Source organism: Actinomarinicola tropica (assembly GCF_009650215.1).
GTDB classification, from domain to species: Bacteria; Actinomycetota; Acidimicrobiia; order Acidimicrobiales; family SKKL01; genus Actinomarinicola; species Actinomarinicola tropica.
Map to the genome: position 1 here is coordinate 1,668,114 of NZ_CP045851.1, position 13,074 is coordinate 1,681,187.

Consider the following 13,074-nt stretch of genomic DNA (forward strand, 5'->3'; position numbering starts at 1 on the left):
GGTGGTCAGCCGCGCTGCTCGATCGGCTGGTACTCGCGCTGGTCGACGCCGACGTAGAGCTGGCGGGGACGGGTGATGCGGACGTTCTGCTCGAGGCCCTCGAGCCAGTGCGCGAGCCACCCCGAGGTGCGGGGGATGGCGAACAGCACGGTGAACATCTCGAGCGGGAAGCCCATCGACTGGTAGATGAGGCCCGAGTAGAAGTCGACGTTCGGGTAGAGCTTGCGGCTGATGAAGTAGTCGTCGCTGAGGGCGACCTCCTCGAGCTTCAGCGCGATGTCGAGCAGCGGGTTCTTGCCCGTGACCTCGAAGACCTCGTCGGCCGTCTTCTTGATGATCGCGGCCCGGGGGTCGTAGCTCTTGTAGACCCGGTGGCCGAAGCCCTGCATGCGACGGTCGCCGGCCTTGACGCTGGCGACGAAGTCGTCGACGTTCTCGTAGCTGCCGATCTCGGTGAGCATGCGGATGACGGCCTCGTTGGCGCCGCCGTGCCGCGGGCCGTAGAGGGCGGCGGCGGCCGCGGCGGTGGCCGAGTAGGGGTCGGCGTGGGAGCTGCCGACGGTGCGCATCGCGGTGGTCGAGCAGTTCTGCTCGTGGTCGGCGTGGAGGATGAACAGCACGTCGAGCGCACGGGACAGGACCGGGTCGGCCTCGTAGTGCGGCTCGGCGATCTTCCACATCATCGACAGGAAGTTCGACGGGAAGTCGAGGTCGTTGTCCGGGTAGACGAACGGCATGCCGACGCTGAAGCGGTGGGCGCCGGCAGCGAGGGTGGGCATCTTGGCGATGAGGCGGATGATCTGCTTCATCCGCACCGACGGGTCGTCGATGTCCTTCGCCTCGGGGTAGAAGGTCGACAGCGCGGCGATGGCCGACACGAGCATCCCCATCGGGTGCGCGTCGTGGTGGAATCCCTCCATGAAGCGCTTCCGTACGTTCTCGTGGATGAACGTGTGGTGGGTGATCTCGTGCGACCAGCTGTCGTACTGCGCGGCCGTGGGCAGCTCGCCGTGGATGAGCAGGTACGCGACCTCGAGGTAGGTCGACTGCTCGGCGAGCTGCTCGATCGGGTAGCCGCGGTAGCGGAGGATGCCGGCCTCGCCGTCGAGCTCGGTGATGCTGCTCGACGCCGCAGCGGTGGCGCCGAAGGCCGGATCGAAGAACCAGATGCCGGGCAGCAGCTTCTGGAACGCGCCCGCGTCGACACCTCCGTTGACGATCGGGATCTCGACCGCTTCTCCGGTGCGGTTGTCGACGATGGTGACGGACTCAGCCACTCCAGCTCCCAAGCGATCGGTGTTTCGGTACCTCCCGCGCTCGGCGCGGGTCGTCCCGAGGGTACCGCCCCGACCACGCCCACGGTCACTGACCGCGGATGCACGCCGTCGCTTCACGCACCGTTCACCCGGGCGATCCGCCGAGGCGAGGAGCGTTGCTCGTGGAGGAGGTGGGGGAGCGGTGACACCCGGGGCCCACCGATGGCTCCCCACGGCGTCCGCCTCGGTCGGGCTGGTGGTCGCGTACGCGCTGCTGCCGCTCACCGGCCGGGATCGCAGCTGGGGCGTCGCGCTGGGATCGTTGCTCCTCGTCGCGACCGTCCCCTACGTGGCGGTCGAGGTGCGATCGGTCCTCCGCGGGACGGCACCGTTCCAGGACGCCGTGGCGGCGGTCGTGGTCGTCTCGACGATGGCGGTCGTCGGGCCGGCGGCCACCTACTACGGGCTCGCCGCCGCTGGCGGTCATTTCGAGGGCCTCGCCACCAAGGTGGACGCGCTCTACTTCACGATGTCGATCGTCTCGACCGTGGGCTTCGGGGACATCCGTCCGGTCGGGCAGGGCGCACGCCTCGTCACGACGCTGCACATCGTCGTCACCATCGTCGTCGTGGGTGGGGCGGTGCGACTGCTCACCTGGGCGGCGCGCCACCGCATGACCGGTGGCGGGTCCGACCGGGCGTAGCCGCTCAGAGCGGGGTGTTGTCGTGGCGGCGCCCGACGATGCGCTCGCGCTTCGACGCCAGCAGATCGAAGGCGGCCGCGACCTCGCGTCGGGTCTCCGCCGGCTCGATCACCGCGTCGATCGAGCCGCGCTCGGCGGCGACGTAGGGGTTGAGCAGCCGCTCGGCGTAGTCGGCCTCGAGCTGCTCCAGTCGCTCGGGGGTCTCGCCCCGGTGGAGCACGGCGCTCGCCTGCTTCGCGCCCATGACGGCGATCTCCGCCCCGGGCCAGGCGAGCATCAGGTCGTTGCCCATGTGCTTGGAGTCCATGACGATGTACGCCCCGCCGTAGGACTTGCGCATCACCAGCGCGACGCGGGGCACCGTCGCCCGGGCGTACGCGAACGCGAGCTGGGCGCCGTGGCGGATCATCCCCCGCCACTCGAGGTCCTTGCCCGGGTAGAAGCCGCTGGTGTCGATGAGCGTGAGCAGCGGGATGTTGAACGCGTCGCAGAACGCCACGAACCGCGCGCCCTTCTGCGACGCCGGGATGTCGAGCGTGCCGGCGAGGGCCTGGGGTTGGTTGGCCACCACGCCCACGGTCCGGCCGCCCACCGTGGCCAGGGCGGTGACGAGGTTCGGGGCCCACCCAGCGCGCAGCTCGAGGATCTCGCCCTCGTCGACGATCGCCCGGGCGACGTCACGGACGTCGTAGCTGCCCGTCGAGGTCGTGGGGAGGAGCTCGCCGACCTCCGGCACCAGCCGGTCGACGGGATCGTCGGTGGGCCAGCTCGGCGGGAGCTCGTCGAGGTGCGAGGGCAGGTGGGCGAGCAGGTCGGTCAGGGCGTCGATCGCCTCGTCGCCGTCCGCGACGAGCATCGAGGCCAGGCCCGACGACCGGGCGTGGGCGGCGGGTCCGCCGAGGGCGGTCGTCGTGATCGGCACCCCGGTGAACTGGCGGACCATCGCCGGTCCGCTGAGGAAGGCGTAGCTCTCCTCGGTCATCACGACGTGGTCGGCGAGGCCGAGCAGCAGCGCCGGCCCGGAGACGGCGGGTCCCGTGGCGGCGGCGAGGACGGGCACGATCCCCGAGCAGGCGACGATCTCGCGCGCCGCGGTGCCCCAGCCGTGCAGTGCGGGGAGGCCCTCGCCGATGTCGGCGCCGCTCGACGCCAGCAGCATCACGAGCGGGACGCGCGACTGGCGGGCCTGGCGGGCTGCGGCGGCGATCGTGGCACCGTCGGACGGCAGCAGCGCGCCGCGGTGCTCGTCGCCGTTCGACTCCACGACCACGACGGGTCGGCCTCCGAGGCGGTCGACCCGGCTCCCGACGCTGCCCGGTGTCCGGGCCCGCAGCGGCAGCGGGTGCGAGTGGAGCGGCGAGGTCATGGCCATGCGACCAGCGAAGGGAGGGCTTCGTTACCCGGCGCCGCGGGGGGATGGGGCAGGGAAAAATGGAACAGGACCGGCCGGGGGGAGGCCAGTCCTGTTCAGGGCGACGAGGTCATTGGGGGGGACCGAACCTTCGTCACCGGCTCGAGGCGACCCTGGGGGGAGGGTGCAGAGCCTCGGCGTATGTAGGGCTCATTGTGAAGGCACGCACGTGATCTGTCCAACAGTTGTTCGAGATAGGTGCCATCATTCTGGGCGATGGATCTCCGCCAGCTGAACGCCCTCGCCGCCGTCCACGACCACGGGTCGTTCTCCGCCGCCGCCCGGGCGCTGCACACCGTGCAGTCCAACGTGTCCACCCACGTGGCCCGCCTCGAGCGAGAGCTCGGTGCCACGCTCGTCGACCGGAGCTCCGGGCAGCTCACCGAGGAGGGCCTCGCCGTCCTCGACCGCACCCGTCGGATCAACGCCGAGCTCGACGCCATGACCGCCGACGTGGCCTCGATGGGCGACGTCGTCTCCGGCGGGGCCCGCATCGGCGTCATCGGCACCGTCGGCCGCTGGCTCGTGCCCCGCCTGGTCGAGGCGGTGCAGCGCGAGCACCCGCTCGTCCGGCTCGGGATCCTCGACGCCACCACCACCTCGCTCGTCCCCCTGGTGCAGAGCGGCGACCTCGACCTGGCCATCGTCAACATCCCCTCGGCCGGCCCCGACCTCGACACCATGCCGCTCTTCGCAGAGGACCGCGTCCTCGTCGTCCCCACCGACCACCCCCTCGCCGCCTCCGACCACGTGGCGCTCGCCGAGGCCGCCGAGCACCCGCTGCTGATGCCGCCGGTCGGGACGTCCTTCCGCGACGAGCTCGACGGCGCGGCGGCCCGCGCCGGTGTCGAGCTCACCGCCCAGGCGGAGGTGGACGGCATGCGGCTCCTGGCCTCGCTGGCGTTCCAGGGCTTCGGCCCTGCGGTCGTGCCCTCGGGTGCCGTCCCCTCCTACGTCGGCGGCGACTGGACCGTCGTGGCCGTCGACGACCTCACGCCTCGCTCGGTCGGGATCGTGGTGCGGTCGAAGGGCCGGCCGAGCCGGGCGGCCCGCGCGGTCCGGGACCGGATCGTCGACGTGGTCGCCGTGCAGCTCGGCACCCGCACCGGGATCCACGAGCTGCCCGACGGCCCGCGCCCCGCCGCCGGTGACGCCGAGGGCGGGCGGTCGTAGGCTCCGGCCATGGCGCGCGACGCGGCGATCTTCGACCTCGACCGCACGCTCCTCGCCGGGGCGAGCGGGCCGGTCATCACCCAGCACCTCCGACTCGCCGGTGTGCTCCCCGAGCGCTCGATCCCGGGCGAAGGAGCGATCTACCGGATCTTCGACATCGTCGGCGAGAACCGCCCGACGATGATGATCACCCGGCAGGCGGCACGGGCGGCGGCGGGGTGGGCCGTCGACGACGTCCGGGCGGCGGGCGAGGCCGCCGCCGAGGTCCTGGCCGACCGCGTGCCGCACCGGGCGCGCACCGAGATCGCCCGCCACCGCGAGGAGGGACGGCTGCTCGTCCTCGCCACCACGACCCCCCACGACCTCATCGAGCCGCTCGCGCGCCGGCTGGGCATCGATGCCGTCGTCGCCACCCGCTACGCGGCGCGCGAGGGCACCTACACCGGGGGCATCGAGGGCGAGTTCGTCTGGGGGAGGGGCAAGGAGCGCGCCGTGCGGTCCTGGGCCGCGGAGAGCGACGTCGACCTCGCCCGGAGCCACGCCTACTCCGACAGCTGGTACGACGTGCCGCTGCTCGGCACCGTCGGCCACCCCCACGCCGTGAACCCCGACCCGCGCCTGTTGGCCTACGCCGCCGCCCGGCGGTGGCCGATCGAGCACTTCGACGTCCCGCCGGGGATCCCGAAGCTGCTCGGCGTCGAGCCGCAGCGGGCCCTGCTGGCGCTCACCCGGCCCGAGATGTTCCCCTACGCCCGCTTCCGGTTCGAGGGCGTCGAGCACATCCCCCGCACCGGCCCGGCGCTCGTCGTCGCCAACCACCGCAGCTACTTCGACGTCGTCGCCCTCGGCCTCACCTTCGGTCGTGCCGGTCGCGCCGTCCGCTTCCTCGGCAAGCGGGAGCTGTTCGACGTACCCGTCGCGGGGCCGCTCCTACGGGCCCTCGGGGGCATCCAGGTGGATCGCGGCAGCGGGTCGGCCGCTCCGCTGCAGGCCGCGGAGGCCGCGCTGGCTGCGGGCGACCTCGTCGCGATCCTCCCCCAGGGGACGATCCCCCGTGGTCCGGCGTTCTTCGATCCCGAGCTGCAGGGCCGCCACGGCGCGGCGCGGCTGGCCGCCACCACCGGCGTGCCGGTCGTGCCGGTCGGCCTGTGGGGCACCGAGCGCGTGTGGCCGCGCTCGTCGCGGGTCCCGGAGGCGTGGAACGTGCTGCACCCGCCGACGGTCTCGGTGACCGTCGGTGCCGCGCTCGATCCGCTGCCGCCCGAGGCCCTCCAGGACCTCGACGGGGCGACGAGGTCGATGATGGCGGCGATCGTCGACCTGCTGCCCGACGAGGCCCGCCAACGCCACGAACCCACGGCCGAGGAGCTGGCCAGGACCTACCCGCCGGGGGCGGGCCCCGCGGGGGACGCCCCGGAGGGGTGACGTTTCTTGTCCTGGGCCGTTAGGACTGCCTAACCTCAGGGCCACACCCACCCCCACCGGAGGAACCCGTGATCCGACCCTGGAAGCTCCTCGTGGCGTTGCTCGCCGCCGTGTCGCTCCTCGCCGCCGCCTGCGGCGACGACGACGGCGACGACGACGCCGGGACCGACACCTCGTCCGAGACCACCGCCGAAGACGCCTCGAGCACCGACGCGCTCACCGTGTACTCGGGGCGCAGCGAGGAGCTCGTCGGGCCCCTCCTCGAGCAGTTCACCGAGGAGACCGGCATCGAGGTCGAGGTGCGCTACGGCGACACGGCCGAGATGGCCTCGCTGATCCTCACCGAGGGCGACAACTCGCCTGCCGACGTGTACTACGGCCAGGACGCCGGGGCCCTCGGCGCACTGTCCAACGCCGGTCGGCTCGTCGAGCTCGACGACGCCATCCTCGACCTCGTGCCCGAAGGCCTTCGCTCGGCCGACGGCACGTGGGTGGGAACCTCGGGCCGCTCGCGGGTCGTGGTCTACAACACCGACGAGCTCGCCGAGGAGGACCTGCCGGACTCGATCCTCGAGTACACCGACCCCGAGTGGAGCGGCCGCATCGGCTGGGCGCCGACCAACGGCTCGTTCCAGGCCTTCGTCACCGCCCTGCGGGTCGCCGAGGGCGAGGACGCCGCACGTGAGTGGCTGGAGGGCATCGTCGCCAACGACCCGGTCACCTTCGACGGCAACTCCGCGATCGTCGAGGCCGTCGCCAACGGCGAGGTCGAGGTCGGCTTCGTGAACCACTACTACCTCTACCGCTACCTCGCGGAGGACGCCGACTACCCGGCGGCCAACTACCTGTTCCCCTCGGACGACCCGGGCGGCCTCGTCAACGTCGCGGGCGCCGGCGTCCTCGACACCTCCGACCAGCAGGACGAGGCGACCCAGCTGGTCGAGTTCCTCCTGTCGGAGGAGGCGCAGCGCTACTTCGCCGACGAGACCTACGAGATCCCCCTGGTCGAGGGCGTCGAGCCCGCGGAGGGCGTTCCGAGCGTGAGCGAGATCAACATCCCCGACATCGACCTCGGCCGCATCGACGACCTCGAGGGCACGTTGGCCCTCCTCACCGACGTCGGAGCACTCTAGAGGTGTGACCTCGCTGACGACGGACCGGGACGACGGCACATCCGTGCACCGTCCCGGTCCGTCGTCGCGCCCGGCCCGGATCGACGTCGTGACCGTCCTGGGCCTGCTGGTCGCCGTCGGCGCCGCGCTGCCGCTGGCGTTCCTCCTCGTCCGGGCCCGAGAGGTCGGGTGGAGCCGCTCGCTCGAGATCGCCACCTCGGACCGGGCCCTCGAGCTCCTCGTCGACACGACCCTCCTCGCAGTGGCGGTGACCGCCGCCTGCCTCGTGATCGCCGTACCGCTGGCGTGGTTGACGGTCCGCACCGACCTGCCCGGCCGTCGCGCCTGGACCGTCCTGTCCGCCCTTCCCCTGGCCATCCCGACCTACGTCGGCGGCTACACGTTCGTCAGCGCGCTCGGGCCCCGAGGTCTGGTCCAGGGGTGGCTCGAGCCGCTCGGCGTCGATCGCCTGCCGGAGATCTACGGCTTCCCCGGCGCGTGGATGGTGCTGACGCTGTTCAGCTACCCCTACGTCCTGCTCCCGGTCCGCGCCGCGCTGCGTCGCCTCGACCCGAGCCTCGAAGAGGCCAGTCGGACGCTCGGCCACGGTCGCCTCTCCACCTTCGTGCGCGTGGTGGTCCCCCAACTCCGTCCGGCGATGACGTCGGGGGCGCTGCTCGTGGCGCTCTACGCGCTGAGCGACTTCGGCGCCGTCGCGCTGCTCCGGTTCGACTCGTTCACGCGGGTGATCTTCGTGCAGCAGCGGGTGTCGTTCGATGTCTCGATCGCTGCGGTCTACGGGCTGATGCTCGTCGCCCTCACGGTGGCGGTCCTCGGCCTCGAGCAGTGGACCCGGGGTCGCGAGCAGTACCACCGGCTCCACGGCGGCGGGGCCCGGCTCGCCCGCACCGTGCACCTCGGACCCTGGCGGTGGGTGGCGGTCGCGGCCTGTGCCGTGCTCGTCCTCGTCGCGCTCGTCCTGCCGCTCGGTGTCATCGTCTACTGGCTGCAGCGAGGGATGAGCGCCGGCGAGCCGCTGCGGCTGACCACCGACCTCGTCTGGGGGTCGGTGCGGGCGTCGGCGCTCGGCGCGCTGGGGGCCGTCGTCGCCGCGTGGCCGATCGCGACCCTGTCGGTCCGCCGTCCGGGCCGGCTCTCGCGGCTGGTCGAGCGCCTGTCCTGGTCCGGCTACGCCCTGCCCGGCGTCGTCGTCGCCCTGTCGCTCGTGTACTTCGGTGCTCGGTACCTGCCCGCGCTCTACCAGACCATGTGGATGCTGGTGTTCGCCTACGTCGTGCTGTTCCTGCCCCAGGCCGTCGGCGCCATCCGGAGCTCGATGCTGCAGGTCACGCCGTCCCTCGAGGAGGCGTCGCGCCTGCTGGGTGCCGGTCCGTTCGAGACGTTCAGGCGGATCAGCGTCCCGCTCGTCCGGCCCGGCCTCACAGCCGGGGGCATGCTCGTGTTCCTCACCTGCATGAAGGAGCTGCCGGCCACCCTCCTGCTCGCGCCGACCGGGTACTCCACGCTCGCGACCCAGGTGTACAACGCGACGGTGGAGGCGTTCTTCGCCCGGGCGGCAGCCCCGGCCCTCGCCCTGGTCGTGCTCGCCGCGCTCCCGATGGCGGTCCTGGTGCTCCGGGAGAACGAGCGGGAACTACGCCCGCCGACGGCTCAGGCCGAGGAGGAGACCGCTGAGGTGGGGGAGTCGGTGGTGCGCTGATCGAACCCGACCACTGTGGCGCCAGGTGCGGCGCCGACCCGGACGCGGTCCCCGCGCCGGACGTGCGGGGCGCCGGCGGTGCGGGCCCGCAGCTCCGTGCCGTCGTCGAGCCGGACGATCGTGACGCTGTCGTGCCCGTAGAACTCGACCAGCTCGACGGTCGCAGCCGCGCCGCCGAGGTCCTCGACCTGGCCAGCGTGTACGAGGACCTGCTCCGGTCGGAGGAGCACCTCGACCGGGCCGCTCGCGGCGGATCGAAGGGCGACCGGGCCGATGCGCGTGGCGGCGACGGAGCCGTCGGCATCGGCGACCAGGAGGTTGGCGTCACCGACGAAGCGGGCCACCCAGGCGGACGCCGGGTGGTCGTAGAGCTCGGCCGGCGGCGCCTGCTGCTCGATCCGCCCGCCGCTCATCACCGCGACCTGGTCGCCGAGCACGAACGCCTCCTCCTGGTCGTGGGTGACGAAGACGGTGGTGATGCCGAGCTGGGTGAGCAGGGCGTGGACCTCGGTGCGGACCTGGACCCGGAGCGCGGTGTCGAGGTTCGAGAACGGCTCGTCGAGGAGGATGGCCTTCGGGCGCGGTGCCAGAGCACGGGCGAGCGCCACGCGCTGCTGCTGACCGCCCGAGAGCGTCGATGGCATGCGATCGGCGAACCCGCCGAGCCCGACCAGCCGCAGGCTCTCCTCGACCCGCCCGCCACGTCGATCTTCCCGGCTGAGCCCGTAGCCGACGTTCGCGCCGACGCTCAGGTGGGGGAACAGCGCCCAGTCCTGGAAGACCATGCCGATCCGTCGGCGCTCCGGGGGGACATGGGTGCGAGGGCCGACGACGAGTTGGCCGTCGATCGACACGGTGCCGGCATCGGGGCGCTCGAGCCCGGCGATGGTGCGCAGGAGCGTGGTCTTCCCGCACCCCGATGGGCCGAGGAGCGCCACCGTGTCTCCAGGGGTGACGACGAGGTCGACCTGGTCGAGCACGGCGTTGGCGCCGAACGCCTTGGAGATGCCCCGCGCATCGATGGCGGTCTGGCGCTCGTCGTCGAGGGTCACCGGGCTGTTCGGCACGCCGAACACGATACCGACAGCCCGGTGATGATCCGTCCGACGGGCGATCAGCCGGCCGTGTTGCGGCGGATGATGTTCAGGGCGCTGCCGGCGCGGAACCACTCGATCTGCTCCGGCGACATCGTGTGGAGCAGCGAGATGTCGGTGGTGGCGCCGTCGGCGTGGTGGATCCGGCCCTGCACGGGGGCATCCGGCGTGAGGTCGGCCAGACCGAGGATCGAGATGCGGTCGTCCTCGCCGACCTTCTCGTAGTCGGCCGGGTCGGCGAACGTGAGCGGCAGCACGCCCTGCTTCTTCAGGTTGGCCTCGTGGATGCGGGCGAACGAGCGGGTGATCACCGCCGCGGCGCCCCGGAAGCGGGGCTCCATGGCGGCGTGCTCGCGCGACGAGCCCTCGCCGTAGTTCTCGTCACCGATGGCGATCCAGCGGATGCCGGCCTCGCCGTAGCGCTTGGCGATCTCGGGATAGGGGCGGGTCTGGCCGTCGGTGATGTCCTTGCCGGTGCCGGCCTCGCCGGTGAAGGCGTTGACGGCGCCGGCGAACAGGTTGCCGGAGATGTTCTCGAGGTGGCCCCGGTACTTCAGCCACGGTCCGGCGGCCGAGATGTGGTCGGTGGTGCACTTGCCCTGGGCCTTCATCAGGACGGGGAGCTCGACGAGGTCGTTGCCGTCCCACGGTGCGAACGGCTCGAGCAGCTGGAGCCGGTCGGAGTCGGGGCGCACGACGACCTCGACGGCCGACGCGTCCTCGGGCGGGGCGATGAAGCCGCTCTCGCCGGCGGTGAAGCCCTGGTCGGGGAGCTCGACGCCGACCGGGACGCTCAGGCGGACCTCCTCGCCCGCGTCGTTGGTGAGGGTGTCGGTGAGCGGGTTGAAGTCGAGCGAGCCGGCGATCGCGAGGGCGACCACCGTCTCGGGCGAGGTGACGAAGGCCAGGGTCGTGGACAGGCCGTCGTTCCGCTTGGGGAAGTTGCGGTTGTAGCTGGTGACGATGGTGTTGAGGTCGCCCTCGGACACGTCGGAGCGGCTCCACTGGCCGATGCACGGACCGCAGGCGTTGGCGAGCACCGTGGCGCCGATGCGCTCGAAGTCGGCCAGGAGGCCGTCGCGCTCGATCGTGGCCCGGACCTGCTCGGAGCCGGGGGTGATCATGAGGTCGGTCTGGCAGCGGAGGCCCTTGGCGGCCGCCTCGCGGGCGATCGATGCCGCACGGGTGATGTCCTCGTAGGAGGAGTTGGTGCACGAGCCGACGAGGGCGTAGCTGATCGTCGTGGGCCAGCCGTTGAGCTGTGCGTCCGCGCCGACGCGCGACACGGGGCGGGAGAGATCGGGGGTGTGGGGGCCGTTGATGAGCGGCTCGAGGGTGTCGAGGTCGATCTCGATGACCTGGTCGTAGTACGCCTCGGGGTTCGCGAGCACCTCGTCGTCGGCCCGCAGGTGGTGGGCGACGGCGTTGGCGGCGTCGGCGACCTCTTCGCGGCCGGTGGCCTTGAGGTAGCGGGCCATGGCGTCGTCGTAGCCGAAGAGCGAGGTGGTGGCGCCGATCTCGGCCCCCATGTTGCAGATCGTGGCCTTGCCGGTGGCGCTGATCGACTCGGCGCCGGGCCCGAAGTACTCGACGATGGCGCCGGTGCCGCCCTTCACGGTGAGGATGCGGGCGACCTCGAGGATGATGTCCTTCGGGGCGGTCCAGCCGTTGAGCGAGCCGGTGAGCTTGACGCCGATGAGCTTCGGCCAGCGGATGTTGAACGGGAAGTCGGTCATGACGTCGACGGCGTCGGCGCCACCGACGCCGATGGCGATCATCCCGAGGCCGCCGGCGTTCGGGGTGTGGCTGTCGGTGCCGATCATCATCCCGCCGGGGAAGGCGTACTGCTCGAGCACGACCTGGTGGATGATCCCCGAGCCCGGCTTCCAGAAGCCGATGCCGTACTTGGCCGACACCGACTCGAGGAAGTCGTAGACCTCGGAGTTGCCCTCGAGGGCCGCCATGAGGTCGACCTTGCCGTTCTCCTTGGCCTGGATGAGGTGGTCGCAGTGGACCGTGGAGGGCACCGCGACCTCGGGCAGGCCCGCGGTCATGAACTGGAGGAGCGCCATCTGGGCCGTGGCGTCCTGCATGGCGACGCGGTCGGGGCGGAGGTCGGTGTAGGAGACGCCGCGGTCGAGCCCGCCGGTCTCCGGGTCGTCGAGGTGGTTGACGAGGACCTTCTCCGCCAGCGTGAGCGCCCTGCCGAGCCGGCGCCGACCGACGGCCAGGCGCTCGTCGAGGGTGCCGTAGACCCGGTGGATGAGCTCGATGGGGGTGTTGGCGGCGACGGCCATGGGGTGGAGCACCTCTTCGGTGGGACGGGCCGCCCCGGGTCGCGGGGGCGGCTTGCGGTCGGTCAGGAAACGATACAAGTATAGGACAAGTGAGGACCATCCGGTACCGGGAGATCGCCGAGGACCTGCGACGGCGCGTCGCCGAGGGCGAGCTCGGCGCGGGCCGCGTCCTGCCGAGCGAGGCCGAGCTCTCCGCGACCTACGAGGTCAGCCGGGTCACCATACGCAAGGCGCTGGAGCTCCTCCGCCAGGACGGCCTCGTCGACTCCCGCCAGGGCTTCGGCTGGTTCGTCGCCGTCGACCCCGTCAGCCAGTCGCTGGGGCGGCTCGGCACCATCGAGTCCCAGCTGGCCGAGTCCGGCGCCGCACCGGTGCGCAAGATCCTCGACTTCGGGTTCGTCGGCGCGCCGTCCGAGGTGGCCGACGTGCTCGGCCCCGGCCAGGTGCTGCGGGTGCGGCGCGTCAACCTCGCCGACGGGGCTCCGTTCGCGCGGGTCACCGTGTGGTGCCCCGAGCGGCTGGGGGCGCAGCTGTCGCGCGCCGACGTCGAGCGGGCCTCGTTCTACGACCTCATCGGCGTGCCCCTCGGCGGCGCCACCCAGACGATCGGCGCCGGCGCCGCCTCCGACGCCGACGCCGCCGTGCTCCACGTGCCGGTCGGCTCACCCGTGCTCGTCTGCGACCGGGTCACCCGCGATGCCGAGGGGACGCCGGTGCTCGTCTCCGAGCACGTCTTCCCCGCCCACCTGACCGAGTTCGTCGTCGACCTGCCCCACGTCGCCGGGTCGATCAGCCCCACCGGCATCCGCCTCGTCGACTGAGCTCCACGCGCCCGCCCCGCGGATGGGGCGTGGGGGTGATCGCGCCAACGGGGTGGCGGCAT

10 protein-coding genes are annotated in these 13,074 nt (G+C 72.1%); 6 read left to right on the forward strand and 4 right to left on the reverse strand.

Features of this window, described 5'->3' with window-relative positions; translation table 11 throughout:
* Positions 1-5 precede the first annotated feature (5 nt).
* The gene (locus GH723_RS08240; protein WP_153759201.1) at positions 6-1,277 is read right to left on the reverse strand and encodes a citrate synthase; all 1,272 of its coding nucleotides are present in this window, start codon (positions 1,275-1,277) and stop codon (positions 6-8) included.
* A 181-nt stretch (positions 1,278-1,458) separates the two neighbouring features.
* On the opposite strand from GH723_RS08240, the gene GH723_RS18480 reads away from it, so the two are divergent.
* Positions 1,459-1,959, forward strand: coding sequence for a potassium channel family protein (locus tag GH723_RS18480; RefSeq protein ID WP_195210606.1), 501 nt, complete (start codon positions 1,459-1,461; stop codon positions 1,957-1,959).
* A 4-nt stretch (positions 1,960-1,963) separates the two neighbouring features.
* On the opposite strand, the gene GH723_RS08250 is transcribed toward GH723_RS18480, so the two are convergent.
* Positions 1,964-3,331 (reverse strand): acyl-CoA carboxylase subunit beta, encoded by a 1,368-nt coding sequence (locus tag GH723_RS08250; RefSeq protein ID WP_153759203.1) that lies wholly within the window; start codon positions 3,329-3,331, stop codon positions 1,964-1,966.
* Positions 3,332-3,586: 255 nt separating this feature from the next.
* Here GH723_RS08250 and GH723_RS08255 point away from each other — a divergent pair, with 255 nt between their 5' ends.
* The 4 genes from GH723_RS08255 to GH723_RS08270 all read left to right on the forward strand — a co-directional run bounded on the left by GH723_RS08255 (position 3,587) and on the right by GH723_RS08270 (position 8,800).
* Complete coding sequence (locus GH723_RS08255) at positions 3,587-4,543, forward strand: LysR family transcriptional regulator (protein WP_153759204.1); 957 nt, start codon at positions 3,587-3,589, stop codon at positions 4,541-4,543.
* Positions 4,544-4,552: 9 nt separating this feature from the next.
* A complete protein-coding gene (locus tag GH723_RS08260) occupies positions 4,553-5,968 on the forward strand; it encodes an HAD-IB family hydrolase (protein WP_153759205.1) in 1,416 nt (471 codons plus the stop codon).
* 71 nt (positions 5,969-6,039) lie between these two features.
* Positions 6,040-7,101: an iron ABC transporter substrate-binding protein gene (locus GH723_RS08265; RefSeq protein ID WP_153761135.1), complete on the forward strand. Its 1,062-nt coding sequence runs from the start codon at positions 6,040-6,042 to the stop codon at positions 7,099-7,101.
* A gap of 4 nt (positions 7,102-7,105) precedes the next feature.
* Entirely contained in the window at positions 7,106-8,800 is a 1,695-nt protein-coding gene (locus GH723_RS08270; RefSeq protein ID WP_267471340.1) for an ABC transporter permease, read from the forward strand.
* Here the strand turns inward: GH723_RS08270 and GH723_RS08275 are convergent.
* Both GH723_RS08275 and GH723_RS08280 read right to left on the reverse strand, forming a co-directional pair.
* Positions 8,752-9,867 (reverse strand): ABC transporter ATP-binding protein, encoded by a 1,116-nt coding sequence (locus GH723_RS08275; RefSeq protein WP_267471341.1) that lies wholly within the window; start codon positions 9,865-9,867, stop codon positions 8,752-8,754. The genes GH723_RS08270 and GH723_RS08275 overlap by 49 nt on opposite strands.
* Before the next feature lie 47 nt (positions 9,868-9,914).
* On the reverse strand, positions 9,915-12,191 hold the full coding sequence (locus tag GH723_RS08280; RefSeq protein ID WP_153759206.1) for an aconitate hydratase: 2,277 nt from the start codon (positions 12,189-12,191) through the stop codon (positions 9,915-9,917).
* Positions 12,192-12,280: 89 nt separating this feature from the next.
* On the opposite strand from GH723_RS08280, the gene GH723_RS08285 reads away from it, so the two are divergent.
* Positions 12,281-13,012, forward strand: a complete 732-nt coding sequence (locus GH723_RS08285; protein ID WP_153759207.1) for a GntR family transcriptional regulator — start codon at positions 12,281-12,283, stop codon at positions 13,010-13,012.
* Positions 13,013-13,074 lie beyond the last annotated feature (62 nt).